Annotated in this window: 15 protein-coding genes and 1 tRNA gene; 3 read left to right on the plus strand and 13 right to left on the minus strand. The window is 60.2% G+C overall.

Features of this window, described 5'->3' with window-relative positions:
- Positions 1-32 precede the first annotated feature (32 nt).
- The 7 genes from DW925_RS00640 to disA all read right to left on the minus strand — a co-directional run bounded on the left by DW925_RS00640 (position 33) and on the right by disA (position 5,690).
- Positions 33-107: transfer RNA gene (locus DW925_RS00640), tRNA-Thr, on the minus strand.
- 151 nt (positions 108-258) lie between these two features.
- Positions 259-936 (minus strand): NYN domain-containing protein, encoded by a 678-nt coding sequence (locus DW925_RS00645; RefSeq protein WP_117790136.1) that lies wholly within the window; start codon positions 934-936, stop codon positions 259-261.
- 3 nt (positions 937-939) lie between these two features.
- Positions 940-1,824: a 23S rRNA (guanosine(2251)-2'-O)-methyltransferase RlmB gene (gene rlmB / locus DW925_RS00650; protein WP_117790137.1), complete on the minus strand. Its 885-nt coding sequence runs from the start codon at positions 1,822-1,824 to the stop codon at positions 940-942.
- A 143-nt stretch (positions 1,825-1,967) separates the two neighbouring features.
- Complete coding sequence (cysS, locus tag DW925_RS00655; protein ID WP_117716890.1) at positions 1,968-3,434, minus strand: cysteine--tRNA ligase; 1,467 nt, start codon at positions 3,432-3,434, stop codon at positions 1,968-1,970.
- A gap of 3 nt (positions 3,435-3,437) precedes the next feature.
- Entirely contained in the window at positions 3,438-3,932 is a 495-nt protein-coding gene (gene ispF, locus DW925_RS00660) for a 2-C-methyl-D-erythritol 2,4-cyclodiphosphate synthase (RefSeq protein WP_117716889.1), read from the minus strand.
- Positions 3,922-4,650: a 2-C-methyl-D-erythritol 4-phosphate cytidylyltransferase gene (gene ispD, locus DW925_RS00665; RefSeq protein ID WP_117716888.1), complete on the minus strand. Its 729-nt coding sequence runs from the start codon at positions 4,648-4,650 to the stop codon at positions 3,922-3,924. Before ispD ends, ispF begins: the two co-directional genes overlap by 11 nt.
- Entirely contained in the window at positions 4,650-5,690 is a 1,041-nt protein-coding gene (gene disA / locus DW925_RS00670) for a DNA integrity scanning diadenylate cyclase DisA (protein ID WP_369831362.1), read from the minus strand. Before disA ends, ispD begins: the two co-directional genes overlap by 1 nt.
- Before the next feature lie 253 nt (positions 5,691-5,943).
- On the opposite strand from disA, the gene DW925_RS00675 reads away from it, so the two are divergent.
- The 3 genes from DW925_RS00675 (at position 5,944) to DW925_RS00685 (ending at position 8,425) form a co-directional block, all read left to right on the plus strand.
- Entirely contained in the window at positions 5,944-6,522 is a 579-nt protein-coding gene (locus tag DW925_RS00675; protein ID WP_117790138.1) for a manganese efflux pump MntP family protein, read from the plus strand.
- Positions 6,523-6,646: 124 nt separating this feature from the next.
- Positions 6,647-7,117: a helix-turn-helix domain-containing protein gene (locus DW925_RS00680; RefSeq protein WP_117655053.1), complete on the plus strand. Its 471-nt coding sequence runs from the start codon at positions 6,647-6,649 to the stop codon at positions 7,115-7,117.
- A 3-nt stretch (positions 7,118-7,120) separates the two neighbouring features.
- Positions 7,121-8,425, plus strand: coding sequence for a type II toxin-antitoxin system HipA family toxin (locus tag DW925_RS00685; protein WP_117716886.1), 1,305 nt, complete (start codon positions 7,121-7,123; stop codon positions 8,423-8,425).
- 127 nt (positions 8,426-8,552) lie between these two features.
- On the opposite strand, the gene DW925_RS00690 is transcribed toward DW925_RS00685, so the two are convergent.
- The 6 genes from DW925_RS00690 to DW925_RS00715 all read right to left on the minus strand — a co-directional run bounded on the left by DW925_RS00690 (position 8,553) and on the right by DW925_RS00715 (position 16,372).
- Positions 8,553-10,010: an aminoacyl-histidine dipeptidase gene (locus DW925_RS00690; RefSeq protein ID WP_117716885.1), complete on the minus strand. Its 1,458-nt coding sequence runs from the start codon at positions 10,008-10,010 to the stop codon at positions 8,553-8,555.
- Positions 10,011-10,158: 148 nt separating this feature from the next.
- Positions 10,159-10,680: a PIN domain-containing protein gene (locus tag DW925_RS00695; RefSeq protein ID WP_117655056.1), complete on the minus strand. Its 522-nt coding sequence runs from the start codon at positions 10,678-10,680 to the stop codon at positions 10,159-10,161.
- On the minus strand, positions 10,677-11,036 hold the full coding sequence (locus DW925_RS00700) for a type II toxin-antitoxin system RelB/DinJ family antitoxin (protein ID WP_117758657.1): 360 nt from the start codon (positions 11,034-11,036) through the stop codon (positions 10,677-10,679). Before DW925_RS00700 ends, DW925_RS00695 begins: the two co-directional genes overlap by 4 nt.
- A 124-nt stretch (positions 11,037-11,160) precedes the next feature.
- Positions 11,161-13,803 carry an ATP-dependent Clp protease ATP-binding subunit gene (locus DW925_RS00705; protein WP_117790139.1) on the minus strand — a complete coding sequence of 881 codons (2,643 nt, stop codon included), beginning with the start codon at positions 13,801-13,803 and terminating at the stop codon, positions 11,161-11,163.
- 185 nt (positions 13,804-13,988) lie between these two features.
- Complete coding sequence (locus DW925_RS00710; RefSeq protein ID WP_117790140.1) at positions 13,989-14,582, minus strand: DUF2798 domain-containing protein; 594 nt, start codon at positions 14,580-14,582, stop codon at positions 13,989-13,991.
- Between the two features lie 221 nt (positions 14,583-14,803).
- Positions 14,804-16,372: a threonine/serine exporter ThrE family protein gene (locus DW925_RS00715; protein WP_199577011.1), complete on the minus strand. Its 1,569-nt coding sequence runs from the start codon at positions 16,370-16,372 to the stop codon at positions 14,804-14,806.
- Positions 16,373-16,459 lie beyond the last annotated feature (87 nt).

Here is a 16,459-nt window from a genome sequence, read left to right on the forward strand (position 1 = left end):
GTCCCAATTGGAGACAGGGCCCGAAACTCTCATGGAGCCAGTGACAGGAATCGAACCTGCAACCCACTGATTACAAATCAGTTGCGCTACCGTTGCGCCACACTGGCACACTTGGCGCTTTCGCGCGAAGCCAATTAAGAATAAAGGAATTGCTGACGAGGCGCAACAGACCCTTCGACCAACCACATCTCAAAACTATTCGTTTTGGCGACGGCAACGGGCTGGCCAATTGGGAAACGGGTCTCTATAGATACTCCCCTACCTCCCGCGAAGGGCCTTGAGCTTGGCCAGGGCATCGGGGCTCAGGCGACTGCCCAGAGTCATCTTGATCTGCGGAGCTTCCTCTGCCTCGTGAACATCGTTATCTATCTGCTTGATCTCGTCCACCAGCATGCGACTCGAGATGCGCGTAACGCCCTTACCCATGACGACGGCCTGGATCGTGCCGTCGCTCGACACCACGGAGCACGCGCGGCCTTCCTCGCGTGCCTCGATACAGAGCTTCTGCACCACGGTATCGGCAGAGACGCCCGTCGGCGAAAACTCGATGCGCACGCCGCGGGCCGGCAGGTTGGGGCGCTCGTTGGAGATATTGCCCGCGCCGTCGAACACGATTACGGCCTCGTAGCGGCCCTGGGCAAAGGCGGCGACGTCGTTGATGAGCGCAGTACGAGCCATGTCGTAGACATCGCTGGAATACGGATCATCGGAATGGTCGTAAACGAGCTTTTCGTAGCGCGGCGTGCAGTGGATCACGTTGTAGCCGTCGACCACCAGCAGCTCGGGCTTATTGGAGTGCACCGTCGAGACCGGATCGGCGATGGCCTGCGCAAACGCATTGCCGCCCACGCCATAGGTCGCGGCCGAAACAATCGGCTTGGCCGAGCCTTCGCCAAAGCGCTTGGCCTTGGACTTGGCGCGGTTCTTCTTGGACATGCGCTACTCCTCCCCCATGAGCTCGCCGGCATTGCGGCGCAGCCACTCAAAGCACAGCGCGGTAGTCGCCTGTGCCACGTTGAGGCTCTCGGTCATGCCGCGCTGGGGAAGCTTGGTCAAAAAGTCACATTTCTCGAGCACCAGACGCGAGATGCCGTCGCCCTCGGAACCCATGACGAGCGCAACGCGGCCCTCGAAGGGGGCGTCCCAGCAACTGCCTTCGGCGTGCTCGGAAGCGCCGCCCACCCAAAAGCCAGCGGCTTTGAGGTCATCGAGAGCACGGGCGATATTGGGCACCTGCGCAATAGGCAGATGCATGACGGCACCGGCAGAGGTCTTGTAGCTGCCCACGGTCACGCCGGCGGCACGCTTGTTGGCGATGATGACGCCCGCCGCGCCCACGACCTCGGCGGAGCGCACGATCGCACCAAAGTTGCCGTCGTCGGTCACATGGTCGAGCACGATGACGAGCGCCGGTCCGTCACCCGCGCGGTCGAGAATATCGGCAACATCGGCATAGGGGAAATTTCCCACCTCGAGCGCAATGCCCTGGTGAGCGCCATGGCTCGACAGCGCATCGAGCTGCGCGCGCGGCACATACTTAATGCGGACGTCCGCGGCGTTGAGGTCGTCGACCAGACGAGACAGAGCGGCATCGCGCTCCCCGCCCTCGGCAATGAGCGCGCACTTGACGGGAAAACCGGTGCGCAGCGCCTCGGCGGCAGCACGACGACCTTCGATAAACTCGCCCTTGGGAACCTGGACGTTATCGCGGCTACGCTCGCGCTGGCCCTTGGGAGCGGCAGCGCGGTCGTTGCGGCGAATCGGACGCGAGCCAGAAGCAGCCTGCTTGCCCCCACGCGATGCACGCTTGCGATTGTCGGCCATATAACGGCCTCCTTAAATAGATAACGAACAAGAATCGACCGTCCGAGCCACGGCACCTTGCCTTTCAATCGTCGGGCATGACCACCAGGTCTATGCCCTCCTCTTTCAAGGCAATCTGCCGCACCTCGAACGGTCGACAAATACTAGAGACTCTTAATACGGGTGCCAGCGGCAGTATCCTCGATCGTCAGCCCGAGGTCCTTGAGCTGGTCGCGGATGGCGTCGGCCAGATCCCAGTTCTTGGCGGCGCGGGCCTCGGCGCGGGCCTCGAGAATCTTGGCAGCGGCCTCGTCCACGTCGTCACCCGTGTAGGCGACTAGGCCGGCGGCAACGCCCAGCAGGCCCAGCGGCAGCTCGACCTTGGGCTCGGGAAGCTCAACGCCAAATGTGTCGAGCAGCTCGACCAGCGTATCGGCGGCGGCAAGCGCGGCGGCCTTGTCGGCAGCGTCGCCCGCCTGCTCCAGGTACTGGTTGCACTCGGTCACAAAGCCAAAGACGGCGCCCATGGCGCCGGCGGTGTTAAAGTCGTCGTCCATGCACTCCTTAAAGGTGGCACGGGTCTCGGCGGCCTTGGAGGCAAACGCCTCGGATGCTGCCTCATCGGCGTCGGCCGTCGCATGGTTCGCGGCCCAGCGCAGGTTCTCGACCGTACCGGCGATACGCGTGAGCGAGTTCTCGGCACCCTCCAGGCGCTCCCAAGAAAAGTCGAGCGGCGAGCGATAGCTCGTCTGCAGCATCAGCAGGCGCAGGGCGGCAGCGGAGTGCTGCTCGAGCACCTCGGCCAGCGTAAAGAAGTTGCCGAGCGACTTGGACATCTTCTCGCCGTCTACCAGCAGCATGCCCGTGTGCATCCAGGTGTTGGAGAAGCCCTGGTGCCAGGCGCAGGTGGCCTGGGCGCACTCGTTCTCGTGATGCGGGAAGGCAAGATCGGAGCCGCCGCCGTGGATGTCGATCGGGGTGCCCAGGTAGCGGTGCACCATGGCGGCGCACTCGGTGTGCCAGCCGGGACGGCCCTCGCCCCAGGGGCTCGGCCAGCTGGGCTCGCCGGGCTTGGCGGCCTTCCACAGGGCAAAGTCGAGCGGGTCGTTCTTGTCCTCGTTCTCCTCGATGCGCGCGCCAACCATAAGGTCGTCGATGTTGCGGCCCGAGACCTGACCATAGTTGGGATCGCTGCGCACGGCAAAGTACACATCGCCGTTATCGGCTGCGTAAGCGTGGCCCTGCTCGATAAGCGTCTTGATCATGGCGATCATGGGGCCGATCTCCTTGGTGGCGCGGGGGCGCACATCGGGATCGAGCACGTTGGCGGCGCGCATGACGCCGATGAACTTGTCGGAGAACTCCGTCGCGACCTCGGCAGCCGTACGGCCCTGCTCGTTGGCGCGCTTGATGATCTTGTCATCGACATCGGTGAGGTTCTGGGCGAACGTGACCTCGTAGCCGCTCGCGATGAGCCAGCGACGAATCACGTCAAAGCTGATGAACGTGCGGGCATTGCCGATGTGGATGTTGTCGTAGACCGTGGGGCCGCACACGTACATGCTGACCTTGCCGGACTCGATGGGCTGGAACTCTTCCTTTTTATGGGTAGCGCTATTGTAGATACGCATTCGTTACTCCTTAACGGTTTTCTGTAGCAGGCAGACGGCCCAGGCACCGATTCCCTCGCCCTGGCCTTCCCAACCGAGCTTTTCGGTCGTAGTGGCGGCGACGCCCACGTTTTCGACGTCAACGCCCAAGGCATGGGCAAGGTTGGCGCGCATGGCATCGCGGTGCGGGGTGATCTTGGGCTGCTGACAGGCAATGGTGCAATCGGCATCGACAAACTCAAAGCCCAACTCGCGCGCATAGTCCATCACGCGAGCGAGCAGCACCATCGAATCGGCACCCTCGTAGGCGGAATCGGTGTCGGGGAATAGCTTGCCGATGTCTCCCCCGCGGCAGGCGCCCAGAATGGCGTCGGCCAAGGCGTGCGCAAGCACATCGGCATCCGAGTGGCCCAGCAGGCCGCGCTCGTAGGGAATGTCGACCCCGCCGATGATACATCGACGCCCCTCCACCAAACGGTGGACGTCGTAGCCGTGGCCAATGCGCAGGTTACTGAACATGGGGAAGGTCCTCTCCCTCGGCCATACGGCCAAGCAGAATCGCGGTTACGGGGCGCAGGTCCTCGGGCACCGTCACCTTAAGGTTATCGCGCGGGCTCTGGACGCAGCGGACGCGCCCACCCATGCGCTCGACCAGTGACGAATCGTCGGTACCGATAAAGCCCTCGGCAATGGCTGCAGCGTGGGCGCGCTTCATAGCATCGACGCTAAAGATCTGCGGCGTCTGCGCGGCCCAATAGAGCTCGCGCGGCGGCGTCTCGACGATATTGTCGCCGTCGACGATCTTGAGCGTGTCGATCGCGGGCTGGCCGCACACGACGCCGTCGAGCGAGCGGTCACCCACAAGCACGTCGATCGCGTGATCGATGGCCTCGGTCGTGATGAGCGGACGGGCGCCGTCGTGGATGGCGACATATTCGAAACCCGCCGGTACCGCATGCACGCCGGCACGGGTGGAGTCCTGGCGGGTATCGCCGGCATCGGCAAAGCTGATGGGCGTGCTATACGAATACGGGCTGATGGCCAGGCGGCGCATCTCGACACGACGCTCGGCAGGACACACCACCACGATGTGACCGACCTTGTCGCTACGATCGAACGCACGGATAGACCAGCTCATGAGCGGACGGCCCGCCACGTTAACGAGCTGCTTGCCGCCGGGATTTCCAAAGCGCTGGCCGCTGCCGCCGGCAACGACCACGGCGCATACGGGAGCCATTATGCGTTCCCCTGTTTGGTGCCCTTCATGCGGTACAGGGAGTCCGCAAGAATGGCAGGGTTGTTAACGCCAAAGTCGCCCAGGCGCTCCGGATCCTCGCTGATGTCGTCCATGAGCTCCTGCAGCGATCCATACTCGTCGACGATTTTCTCGGCCACGCCGTCGCGCACGACGGACACGCGCGAAAGCGTGCGCAGGCCCAGCGGTGTCATGACGGAGTCCTCGTCCAGGTCGTCGTAACCCAGAACCGCCGCCACATGCTGTGGGTCGGACAGGTCCTTAGGTGTCATACGGCTTAGGTTGGCGCGAATCTTCTCGGCATTAGCCTCGGAAGAATCACTTGCGTAGTCGCGGATCATCAGGTCATACTCGGTATCCATGCTGGAGCCCGCGAGCTGCTCGAGCTGCATCTGCACGAGCTTGCCCTGGTTGCCCAACTTGACGATGCAATCCTTAAGCTCGGTCTTTGCCTGCTGCATGATCTCGAAGCTCGAGAAAATACCGGTAATGTCGGCGAGCGTAACGTAGTCGTCGAGCTCGAGGGCCGTCAGGCGCAGCAGGGAGCGGTCGAGCGACTGACGGGTAGTCTGGAGCGTGGCGACGAGCTGGTTGACCGAGCTCATGATGGTGGTGACGGGCTGGATCTCGTAGCTCTTGCCGTGAACGTACACGTTGACGACGGCACGACGGGCCGAGACCGAGATCACAATGGCATCGGTGAGCACCGACATGCGAGCGGCGGTGCGATGACGCATGCCCGTCTCGCTCGTGGCAAGCGAGGGATCGGGATTGAGATGGAAGTTGGCGCGCAGGATCTGGGTGAGGTCGCCGTCGATGACGATGGCGCCGTCCATCTTGGAGAGCTCGAACAGACGGTTCGAGGTGAACGAAATGTTGAGCGGGAAGCCGTCGTTACCGGCAGCGAGCACGTTTTCGGTGTCGCCAACGCAGATAAGGGCGCCCAGGTGACCGGCGATGATCATGTCGAGGGCAGTGCGGATCGGCTGACCAGGTGCCGTCAGACGGATGGCCTGTTCCATACGCTTTTGCAGCTCGTTCTTATCCAAGGCATCGCTCCCATCGTATACGCTCCATAAACGCTAAATAGTTTCTCACGGTTTGTCCCCGCGGCGCTCGCGAAATCCGATGCTTACAGAATGAGCGAACACCGCTAAGATAGCTAATTTGGGACGGGCTCTTTTGACTACCCACTCAACCATGTGCCAAGGTTAGTCTTTATGTTGCTCCCCCAAGAGGTACACGCGGGCCCGCCCGCAGAGAGGGAGCCAGACTATGGGACTCGCAGAGCTCGTGCTGCTCGCCGTTGGCCTTTCGATGGACGCCTTTGCCGTATCCATCTGCAAGGGCCTTGGCATGAAGAAGATCAACCTTAAGGTCACCGTAGTGCTCGGCCTGTTCTTTGGCAGCTTCCAGGCCGGCATGCCCGTGATCGGATGGGCGCTTGGCAGCCAGTTTATGGGCATCATCGGCCCCATCGACCACTGGATCGCCTTTATCCTGCTCGCCTTCATTGGCGGCAAAATGCTGTGGGAGGCCTCTACCGAGGACGAGGATGAAGGCGACGGCAAGGATGCCGAAAAGATTGACCTGGGCGAGTACCTGATCCTCGCCATCGCCACCTCAATCGACGCCCTAGCCGTAGGCATCTCATTTGCCGCGCTCTCGGTCGACATCATGCCCGCCGTGTCGCTCATCGGCATCACGACCTTTATCTTCTCCGTCGCCGGCGTAGCGATCGGCCACACCTTTGGCGCGCGCTACGAAAAGCCTGCCACCATCGTGGGTGGCGTCGTGCTCATCTTCATCGGGCTTAAGATCTTGCTTGAGCATCTGGGGATTCTCGCGATATAAAAAACGCCTCTCATAAGCTCAACGTCAATGTAGAGGTCTCATGCAGAGTTTTGCATAATGCCTTTTCGTGCAGACTTTTGCATGTCATACTGATATGCAAAAGTCTGCACGTTAGGAGATCACCATGGATACCCTTCCCATCACCACACCGCGGCAAGCTGGCATCTATGTGCGTCAGGCACGCGAGGCTCAGGGTCTCACCCGTGCCGCCCTCGCTAAAAAAGCCGGTGTTTCGGAGCGCCTGCTCGCATCGCTCGAGCTAGGAGACGCCACTGGCATTCGACTCGACAAGCTGCTGACGATTTTCAATGCTCTTGGACTAGCACTCGCCGCTCAAGGGGATATCGGCGAAGCAAAAAATGAGCGACCAGTCGACGCTCCGCATGCCAATCCGCTGCCTCGCAGCATCCCCAGGCGCCATCACACTCAACGTCCCCATCATCGCAACAGTCGTAGTACCGCCATTCCGGCTCTTGCAGATGCCCCCTTTACATCCGCACTTTACGACGAGATATTCGCCGATTTCGTCATGTCCAATCTCGGAGTCTCGATTGCCGCAAACGCATCTAACCAAACCAAGCCCGAAGGGAAATAGCCAATGGCCAGAACATCACTTCGGACCATTATTTGCGGCGTACCTGCGGGAACGCTCACGCAAGATGAGAACGGTCTTATCAGCTTTACCTACGATCATGACTATGACGGGCCAGCCCTATCGACCAACATACCCGTATCGAATCGCACATACGGACAACAGGTCATGAATCCGTACCTGTTTGGCCTTCTACCCGACAGCGAGGACCAGCGAAAAGCGATTGCCGCCGAATTCGACGTTAGGCCCAACAATCCCGTTGCGTTGCTCAGCCATATCGGACTCGACTGTCCGGGCGGAGTGCAGTTTTATGCCGAAGAAGATGCCGACGCCGTCCTGCATCGCGCTGGCGATTACCGCCCTATAGACGACCACGAAATTGCTCTCCGCCTCAAGTCGATCAGAGATGACCGCGATGCATCGTGGATGGGTCTAGATGAAAGTTGGTCACTTGGAGGCAACCAGGGCAAGTTCGCGCTCGCGTTCATTAACGGCCGCTGGTGCGAATGCATGGGCTCCTCGCCCACGACGCATATTTTCAAAAATGGCGTTAACGGATTTAAACTCGAGGCTCTCAATGAGTTTGTCTGCATGAAAAGCGCCCAGCGAGCCGGTATCGCAACGGCAAACGTCGAATATCGTATGTTTGAGGACGAACCTACCCTCATTGTTGAGCGCTATGACCGCGTGAAAGTCGAAGACGGAACGATCAGGCGCCTACATCAAGAAGACCTCTGTCAGGCACTTGGGGTGATGCCCGCCCAAAAGTACACGGCAGACGGCGGCCCGACCACACGCGACATTCAAGAGCTCCTCGTAACTACGAGCCACCATCAACTTAACCTGCATCTGTTTACGCAGATACTGTTCTTCAACGCCATTATCGGCGCACCGGATGCGCATGCGAAAAACTATTCCCTGCTCCTTGGAAACGACGGCGCAGCCATGATGGCTCGAATGTACGATGTCGCTTCGGGCTTGGCGTATGAGAGCATGCGACGTCGGGCACGCCTTGCTATGAGCGTTGGCGGCGAAAATCGTGTGGGGCGCATCGGTCCAGGTGCTATCCGCCGATACCACGGTATGGGCGACCCCGCGCTGGAGACGGCGCTCACCGATGCCGGGCTATCCGAGAAGTTTTGCTTTGCGACCATGATGGACCTCGCCTACGAGGTACCCATTTGCATGGAAGAGGTCATGGACGAATACGCCGACCTGCCCGGCATGGCGGACCTGCGCGATCATATGCTCGGCCCCGTCCGCGAAAACTGCCAGCGAACCCTCGACCTCATCAGGGCGGATATGGGCTAGACGCCAATCAATTTCCCATTTCTTAAAAGAAGAGAGGGGACACCTGTCGCAAAAGACCGGGTACCCCCTCTCGTAATGTCATTTGCAATCCGCTAGCACGTGGCTCGGACTGCTGCTAGCGCAACCTTTACGCAGCGAGACGCTTGAGGACGTCGATGAGCAGCTCGTAGAAGCGCTCGGCAGAAGCGAGTTCCATGCTCTCGTCCGGGGTGTGGACATCGGAGAGCGTCGGGCCCACGGCGATGGCGTCCAGGCCGTGCAGGGCCTCGGCAAACAGGCCGCACTCAAGGCCGGCGTGAATGGACTCGATGCGCAGCTCGGAGCCAAAGAGCTCGCGATAGCTCTCGACAAAGACGTCGCGGACCGGCGAATGCTCGGCATAGCTCCAGCCGGGATACTCGAACTCAAACTTGGCGTCGAAGCCCAAGACATCGGCCAACGTCTGCAGGCGGTCCTTGAACTCGTTCTGTAGCGAGGTGATCGAGGAGCGCGGGGACAGCATGATCTTGACCTGGTCGTCAGAGGTGGCGACCACGCCGATGTTGGAGGAAACCTCGACGGAGCCGTCGGTGGCGACGTTGCGGCGAATCACGCCGTTAGGGGCAAGACGCAGAGCGCGGATGAGGGCAAGCGCGGACTTCTGGTCCATGGCCTCGACCTCGGCGTCGTCGGCAATCTCGACGGTGCAGGTAAAGCCGGGGTCGAAGACCTCGAGCTCGGCAGTGACGTCGGCAATGATATCCTTTGCGATCTGGGCCGCGGCCTCGGCGGCAGCGTGGTCGGCGTAAACCAGCTCGGCCTTGCACTCACGGTTGATGGCGTTGTCCTTAGTGCCGCCGTTGAAGCTGACGATGGCGGGCTCGCCGGCGACCATCAGGCGGTCGATGATGCGGGCCATGATGAGGTTGCCGTTGCCGCGCTCCAGGTGGATATCGCTGCCGGAGTGACCGCCCAGAAGGCCGGAGATGTCGAGCGTGAGGGTGCTACCGGTCTTGTGCTCGCGCGCGATCGGGCAGGTGTAGGTAACGACGACGCCGCCGGCGCAGCTGACGGTGGCAACGCCCTCTTCCTCGGAGTCAAGGTTAATCATGGTGCGGGCGCTAATCTGGGACTTGTCGAGCGTCTCGGCGCCGACCAGGCCAGTCTCCTCGTCGGTGGTGAACACACACTCGAGAGCCGGATGGGCAATCGAATCATCGTTGAGCACGGTAAGCATAAGCGCGACGGCGATACCGTTGTCGGCGCCCAGAGTGGTGCCGTTAGCGGTGAGGACGCCGTCCTTGACGACCAGGTCGATACCGTCGGTCGTAAAGTCGTGCTCAACGGAACCCAACTTGTCGCACACCATATCGATGTGGCCCTGCAGCATCACGGTCGGGGCATTCTCGGCACCGGCAGATGCGGGCTTGCGAATGATGACGTTGTAGACCTCGTCCTGATACACATCGAAGCCGCGCTCCTTGGCAAACGCAACCAGGAAATCGCTGATGCCCTTCTCGTTGCCAGACCCACGGGGGATTGCGCTGACCTCCTCAAAGAAATGGAACAGCTGGGCGGGCTCGTAGCCGGTAATCTTGTAGTCCATGGTGCCTCCTTGGCGCAACTGGTTAGACAGTAAGACATGCGTCTTGTATATTCCCAGACTTTGCGTGCATAAACCAGTCGAAAACGCCGAGCGCCCTTGCATCATCGGCTAACGGCGGGGAAACGCCACTTTATTAAGATAAAGCAGGCTAGACGGGCCGTGCCGAAGGGGCGTTGGACCCTTCAACCAACCTCAACGCCTGTTGAACATTAATGCATACACCATTGGTATGTTTAATAAGATTCTTGTCCTCCGTCACAACGTAATCGGCATCAATGCGATTGGCGACGCCCAGCATCAGGTCGTCCTCAAAGTCATTGTGGTGGTACTTGAACACAAAGGAGTCGAAGACCTCGTCTGCACCGACCGGGGCGATGAGGGCTAGCTCGCGCATCTGTCGAACGCATGCCCAGGCCGTTTCGTCTGCCGCCGCAATGGCGTTATCGCTCAGTGAGCCAGTCTTTCTTCGGCACTCCTGCTTGATTGCCGCCGAGACAAGATATGAAACGTCTTTGACCGAAAGCGACGAGGCAAACAGGGCAATCCGCTCCGAGGCGTCGGCAATCTCGATCAGATGGACGACATTTGCCGTACGGTCGGACCTGCCAGAAAAATAATCCATCCATACGTTGGTATCGATTAACAGCTTGAGGACGCCTTCTGTGCTCATAGTTCCACCCACTCGGGATAGCGCTCCGCCATGGCCTCCTCATAGAGGTCGTCATAGTCTCCCGAGAACTCAGGGATGGGGATGCCGTATTTGAGGCACGAATCGCGAACGATATGGCTGCCTTGCGCGGCCCTTGACTCCATGCGCTGGGGCTCCACTCCGTCAGAAACCGGAGCCGCCGCGTCTCCCTTCGAGGGCATGCGTCCGTTAACGACCAGATACTCCCAAAGTGTCCGAACGGCTTGTGACGGCGTCATGCCAATATGAGTCAGGACGGCGTCTCCCGCCTCTTTGAGCTGGCGATCTATACGCACGTTCATCTGAACTGGCCGCGTGTCGAGTATTGACGTAGGCATATCAGCTCCTTTGCTATACTAAATCTCGATTTTAGTATAGCACGGCAGATTGAAGCGCATTTCAATAGAAATGAGGGCGCTTCCTTATCGGAAACGCCCCCGTTATACAAGGTATGTTTAATCCCTACAGCGCACCAGAGCCGGCTTGCATCATGCCGCCGGGGCCCGAGCTCACACCACTGCTCACGGGCGCGGCGTTGCCGGTGTGCGGTGCCGCCGGGGTGGTATCGCCACCGAGCGTACCTGCCGGACGCGGTGCTGGGATCTCGCCCGTGCCGTGGCTAAAGACAAACTTGCCATCGGCCACGTCGCACAGGACGGTATCGCCCTCGCCCCACTCGCCGGCCAGCAGCTCCTCGGACAGCGGATCCTCGATGAGCTTTTGGATGGCACGACGCAGAGGACGCGCGCCATTGGTGAGGTCGGTACCCTCGGCCACGATCTTGTCATAGGCCGCATCGGTGAGCTTGACGTTCATGCCGTTGGCAATCAAACGCTGACGCAGATCGTCCACCAGCAGGTGCGCAATCTTAGTCAGGTTCTCGCCCGAGAGCTTCTGGAACACCACAATATCGTCGATACGGTTAAGCAGCTCGGGGCGGAACAGGCGCTTGAGCTCGCCCATCGCACGGCCGCGGATCTCACTCGAGGTGAGACCCTGCTCGCCGGTGGTGCCAAAGCCGACGCTCGCATCCTGCGCGATCTCGCGGGCGCCCACGTTGGACGTCATGATGATCACGGTGTTGCGGAAGTCGACCGTCTTGCCCTGACTATCGGTCAGGCGGCCCTCCTCCAGCACCTGCAGCAAGATGTTGAAGATATCGGGGTGCGCCTTCTCGATCTCGTCGAACAGCACGACCGAGTACGGATGACGGCGAACGGCCTTGGTGAGCTGGCCGCCCTCGTCGTGGCCCACATAGCCCGGAGGGCTACCGATGAGCTTGGAGACCTCGAACTCACTGCCAAACTCCGACATATCGAAGCTGATAAGCGCGTCCTTGCTGCCAAAGAGATACTCGGCGAGCGTCTTGGCGAGCTCGGTCTTGCCCGTGCCGGTGGGGCCCAGGAAGATAAAGCTGCCGCCGGGGCGACGCGGGTCCTTAAGCGGCGAGCGGCTGCGGCGCACGGCCTTGGCAACGGCCTCGACAGCCTCGTCCTGGCCGATGATGCGGGTCTTGAGCACGCTTTCGGTCTGCAGCAGGCGACGGCTCTCGCTCTCGGTGAGCGAGGACACCGGCACGCCCGAAGTCACGGACACGATGTCGGCGATCTGACTCACGTCGATGGTGAGCGGGCTGGCGTCGAGCTCGGCGGTCCAGGCAGCCTTGGCCTCGGCGAGTTCAATCTCGGCAGCCTTCTGCTGCTCGGTGATCTCGGCGGCCTTGTTCATGTCGTCGCTCTCGGTAGCCTCCTGTGCGGCAGCCTTGAGTTCCTCGATGCGATGCTCGGCCTCGCGCACCGGCTCGGGTGCGCGATTCGCGGCGATGCGAGCGCGGGCACCGGCCTCGTCAATGAGGTCGATGGCCTTATCGGGCAGGAAGCGATCCTGAATGTAGCGGTTGGAGAGGTTCGCAGCGGCCTCGATGGCACCCTGCGTGTAACGCACGTGGTGGTGCTCCTCGTAGCGCGGCTTGAGCGCAGTCAGGATCTTGACCGTGTCCTCGACGCTCGGCTCCTCGACATCGATGGTCTGGAAGCGACGCTCGAAGGCCGGGTCCTTGGTGAGGTACTTGCGGAATTCCTCGGCCGTGGTGGCGCCGATAATCTGGAAGGCACCACGCGCGAGCACGGGCTTGAGCATGGAGCTCGCGTCGATGGATCCCTCGGCAGAACCGGCACCGATGATGGTGTGCATCTCGTCGATAAACAAGATGACGTCGTCGGCTTCGGTCGCCTCCTGGATCACGTTCTTGAGGCGCTCCTCAAACTCACCGCGATACTTGGCACCCGCGACAAGACCCGGCAGATCGAGCGTCCAGATATTCTGGTTCATAAGATTCTCGGGCACATTGCCAGCAGCAATCTGCTGCGCCAGGCCCTCGACGATGGCCGTTTTGCCCACGCCGGGATCGCCCAGGATAAGCGGGTTGTTCTTGGTGCGGCGCGAAAGGATCTCCATCATACGCTGGACTTCCTTTTCGCGGCCGATCACCGGATCGAGTTCGCCGTCGCGCGCCTTCTGCGTAAGGTTGGTCGCGAACTGCTTAAGTGTATCGGTGCCGCTCCCCTTTTGCTGGGAGGCATCCGAGCCGCTAAAGAACGGCAGACCCGTACCGGGACGACCAGCACCGGCGCCAGCGAGCGGGCGCTTCTTATCCTGGTCCTTGGCGGTGAGTTTCTCGATAGCCTTTTTGATGGAGGCGGACGACACACCCAGGCGCATGAGGATGTCCATGGCCATGCCGTTGCCCTCTTCGACGATGCCGATGAGCAAGTGCTCGGTCGAAACGTAGGTCTGGTTGTTCTCGCGTGCCACGCGGAAGGAGCGCTCCATCACGCTGATGACGAGCGGCGTAAAGGCGAGCTTGGCAGCCTCGGTCTCCTCGCTGGGCTCGGGAACCGTGGTCTGGACCTCTTTGAGGGTATCCATGATGTCATCGTAGGAGATATCGAGCGAGCGCAGTGCCTCGGCGGCAATACCCTCGTCCTCCTTAGCGAGCGCGAGCAGCAGGTGCTCGGTGCCCACCTTATTTGAGTGCAGATCGAGCGCCTCTTGCTTGGCCATGGACATGACCTTGCGCGCGCGATCGGTAAAACGGTCTAACATGCTAGTTCCTCTTAGACGAGCTAGTTTTTCAAACGCAAAGCGCCACTCGTGGCGGCGCTTTGGTCTCTTTACCCATATGGAGTATATGTTAACCGCTGGGGCCTTTTCCGCATGCAGCCATACGACAACGTCTACAAAAAAGGAATCGCCGGGTGCGGCGGGCGCTCTAGGTTAGAGGCTGTTGCCTAGCAGGCACGCTCGGCGCCCATGCTCTCGGCAACGTCATTGACGGCATCGGCAACGGGAGCGCCAGGCATACGCACAAGCTCCATATGCTGATCTTCAAAGACGGTTCCCATGGGGAAGGCGCGGCGGAAGACAAAGCGAGCAACCGGACCAGCCACCAGCAGGTTCCAGGGCAGGGCCATGATAAAGTTGCGCGGAATGTTGACGAGCCACATCATCGGCAGCGCCTGCAAATTGGCAAGCGGGCCGCCGGGCATATGGAACAGGCCTTCACACGCGCCGTAGAGCGACATGATGATGACCATGGGAACGACCATGCAGGAGCTGACGGCAAGCGTCATGGAAAGCGGTGAGCTCTTACCCGGCGTGACCAGGAATTTAAATGCGAAACCCTTGGCAAGGGGGCTGGCAACAAACCAGTCGCAGCACATGGCAAAAATGTAGGCAACGGGGAAGCCGAGCCACGCGGCGGCAATGACCTCGCCGTTGATGGCCCCATGCTGCAGGGCAACGTTGTAGATGCTCATCCAGAGCACCATGCAAAAGCACATGATAAAGGTGAACAGCAGGCTCTCTCGTTTGTTGATAGGCATAAAGGGCATGGTCCTTTCTGTGTTACGCCGCTACGCCACGCAACAAAAACGGGCGGGCAAGATGGAGCTGTTGGGACTTCATCTCGCCCGCCCGTGGTACGTGCGTCTGCGACTACTTATGTGGTGGAACTACCCTAACACGAACGGCGCGCGCTTCGTAAGCGTTGAGTTTATGGAGATGCGAGGCGCAGTTGATCCGTTGGGACGTCCCCAACGACAAATTAGCTGGTGTGGCGCCAGCGAGGGTCGGTGAGCGTACGCGCCACGCCCAGGCCAACGGGCAGAAACGCCACGATGAGCACTGCACGCACAAACCAGCCGAGCATATTGACCGTGTCGAAGGTGCACATGTAATACATCGAGCGATACAGATACAAGCCCGGCACCATAATGACAATCGACGGCACCGTGAGGGCGATGCGTGGGTAGGTGAGTTTGATTTCAGCTAAGCTCGCGAGCAGTCCCGATACCAGCGCGCCGATAAACGCTGCTGCCTCGGGAGGCATACCCACGCTCAGACCCAGGAAGGGAAACAGCGTCGGCGCATCAACGAGCGTAAGGCGCAAGGTATTAGACACGGCGCCGATGAGCCCTGCCGCCGCTGCCATCTTTACCGGACTGTTGAACATAACCGAGAAGCCAAATACTCCGACAAAGCTCATCACAATACGCAAGAGTGTAAGAGCCAACGGTGAGAGGCCGAGCGGGGCAAAATCATCCGGCGCCAGCCCCACACACTCGGCAACCATCCAGCCTACGAGGGTCGCCATCACAATAATCGACACAGCATACGAAAGACGCTCAATGCCGCTTCGCATGTCGAGCTTAGCGATGTCGAGACCTGCCGTAATGAGAGGAAAGCCGGGGATCACAAAGAGCATGGCGCCGATATAGCCTTCTTGGTGCGACATTGCCCCCGGTATGACCTGGCCAAGGCCAAGCAATGCCAGCAGATACGAGACGCAAGCGAGTGCAACGCCGATCGTCAGCGCGCTAAACTGGCCAAGGCCCTGCTTGAGAATATGGGAGCGCGCAAAGTTGCCGACACCAGCGCCCACAAATGCACAGGTCATCTCGATAGGGCCGCCGCCGAGCAAAAAGACAAAGGCGCCGCAAGCACAGGCCGCCGCAATGCCCTGTTGCCAGGAAGTGTAATCGGGTTTTGAACTCTCAACGGTCTTGAGCATCTCGTGGTACTCATGCACGGTAAACCGGCGCCCGTAAACCTCGATTTCCTTTAAGAAGCTCTCCATCATCCATATGCGATGAGTATTGACCCCCGTTGTGGGTAGGCTGACGACCTCGTTAAAGCAGTGACCATCTTCGATACAAGTACACTCAAACGACAGGAGACTTAAGTCAACGTGGATGGTGACACCGAGTACAGCGGCGACGCGATTCATGGTATCGCGTACACGCCAGGCACCCGTTCCGCTCGCGAGCATAAGCATACCGGTGCGGCAAATGATGGATGACTTATCGGTGAGCGGCGCATCGACGGCAAGCTCACCGCCTGCCGTCACGATCTGGCACCAGTCGGTTTTCATATGGAGAGCGCCGGCACGAACACCGTGGTGCAGAGGGACTCTTGAGAGCAACGAATCATGGCGCGAAGGCTGTGGGGGTTCCGTCGATTCGACCTCGTCCTCGTCGGGCCCTTCATCAACAAGGTCGAAAGCATCGAGCGACGCCGGCTCGCGACGATCGATCAGCTCCTCGTCCTCATCGTCAAAGTAATTGAACTGATCGAGCATGTCCTCTTCGATTGCACGATCGCTCGCGTCGTTCATATAGACGCTCCCTTCCTACCGACTAACCCCCATCCTAGGCAGCGACGGCTAAAGGAAACATAAAAGAGACGACTGTCATGCGAGCCA

This window comes from Collinsella sp. AM43-1, from assembly GCF_003467925.1.
Classification (GTDB): Bacteria; Actinomycetota; Coriobacteriia; order Coriobacteriales; family Coriobacteriaceae; genus Collinsella.

Coding starts and splice junctions, on each gene's coding strand:
- DW925_RS00645 (WP_117790136.1), bottom strand. CDS start 936: ATGTCCAAGAAGAACCGCGCCAAGTCCAAGGCCAAGCGCTTTGGCGAA.
- rlmB (WP_117790137.1), bottom strand. CDS start 1,824: ATGGCCGACAATCGCAAGCGTGCATCGCGTGGGGGCAAGCAGGCTGCT.
- cysS (WP_117716890.1), bottom strand. CDS start 3,434: ATGCGTATCTACAATAGCGCTACCCATAAAAAGGAAGAGTTCCAGCCC.
- ispF (WP_117716889.1), bottom strand. CDS start 3,932: ATGTTCAGTAACCTGCGCATTGGCCACGGCTACGACGTCCACCGTTTG.
- ispD (WP_117716888.1), bottom strand. CDS start 4,650: ATGGCTCCCGTATGCGCCGTGGTCGTTGCCGGCGGCAGCGGCCAGCGC.
- disA (WP_369831362.1), bottom strand. CDS start 5,690: ATGGAACAGGCCATCCGTCTGACGGCACCTGGTCAGCCGATCCGCACT.
- DW925_RS00675 (WP_117790138.1), top strand. CDS start 5,944: ATGGGACTCGCAGAGCTCGTGCTGCTCGCCGTTGGCCTTTCGATGGAC.
- DW925_RS00680 (WP_117655053.1), top strand. CDS start 6,647: ATGGATACCCTTCCCATCACCACACCGCGGCAAGCTGGCATCTATGTG.
- DW925_RS00685 (WP_117716886.1), top strand. CDS start 7,121: ATGGCCAGAACATCACTTCGGACCATTATTTGCGGCGTACCTGCGGGA.
- DW925_RS00690 (WP_117716885.1), bottom strand. CDS start 10,010: ATGGACTACAAGATTACCGGCTACGAGCCCGCCCAGCTGTTCCATTTC.
- DW925_RS00695 (WP_117655056.1), bottom strand. CDS start 10,680: ATGAGCACAGAAGGCGTCCTCAAGCTGTTAATCGATACCAACGTATGG.
- DW925_RS00700 (WP_117758657.1), bottom strand. CDS start 11,036: ATGCCTACGTCAATACTCGACACGCGGCCAGTTCAGATGAACGTGCGT.
- DW925_RS00705 (WP_117790139.1), bottom strand. CDS start 13,803: ATGTTAGACCGTTTTACCGATCGCGCGCGCAAGGTCATGTCCATGGCC.
- DW925_RS00710 (WP_117790140.1), bottom strand. CDS start 14,582: ATGCCTATCAACAAACGAGAGAGCCTGCTGTTCACCTTTATCATGTGC.
- DW925_RS00715 (WP_199577011.1), bottom strand. CDS start 16,372: ATGAACGACGCGAGCGATCGTGCAATCGAAGAGGACATGCTCGATCAG.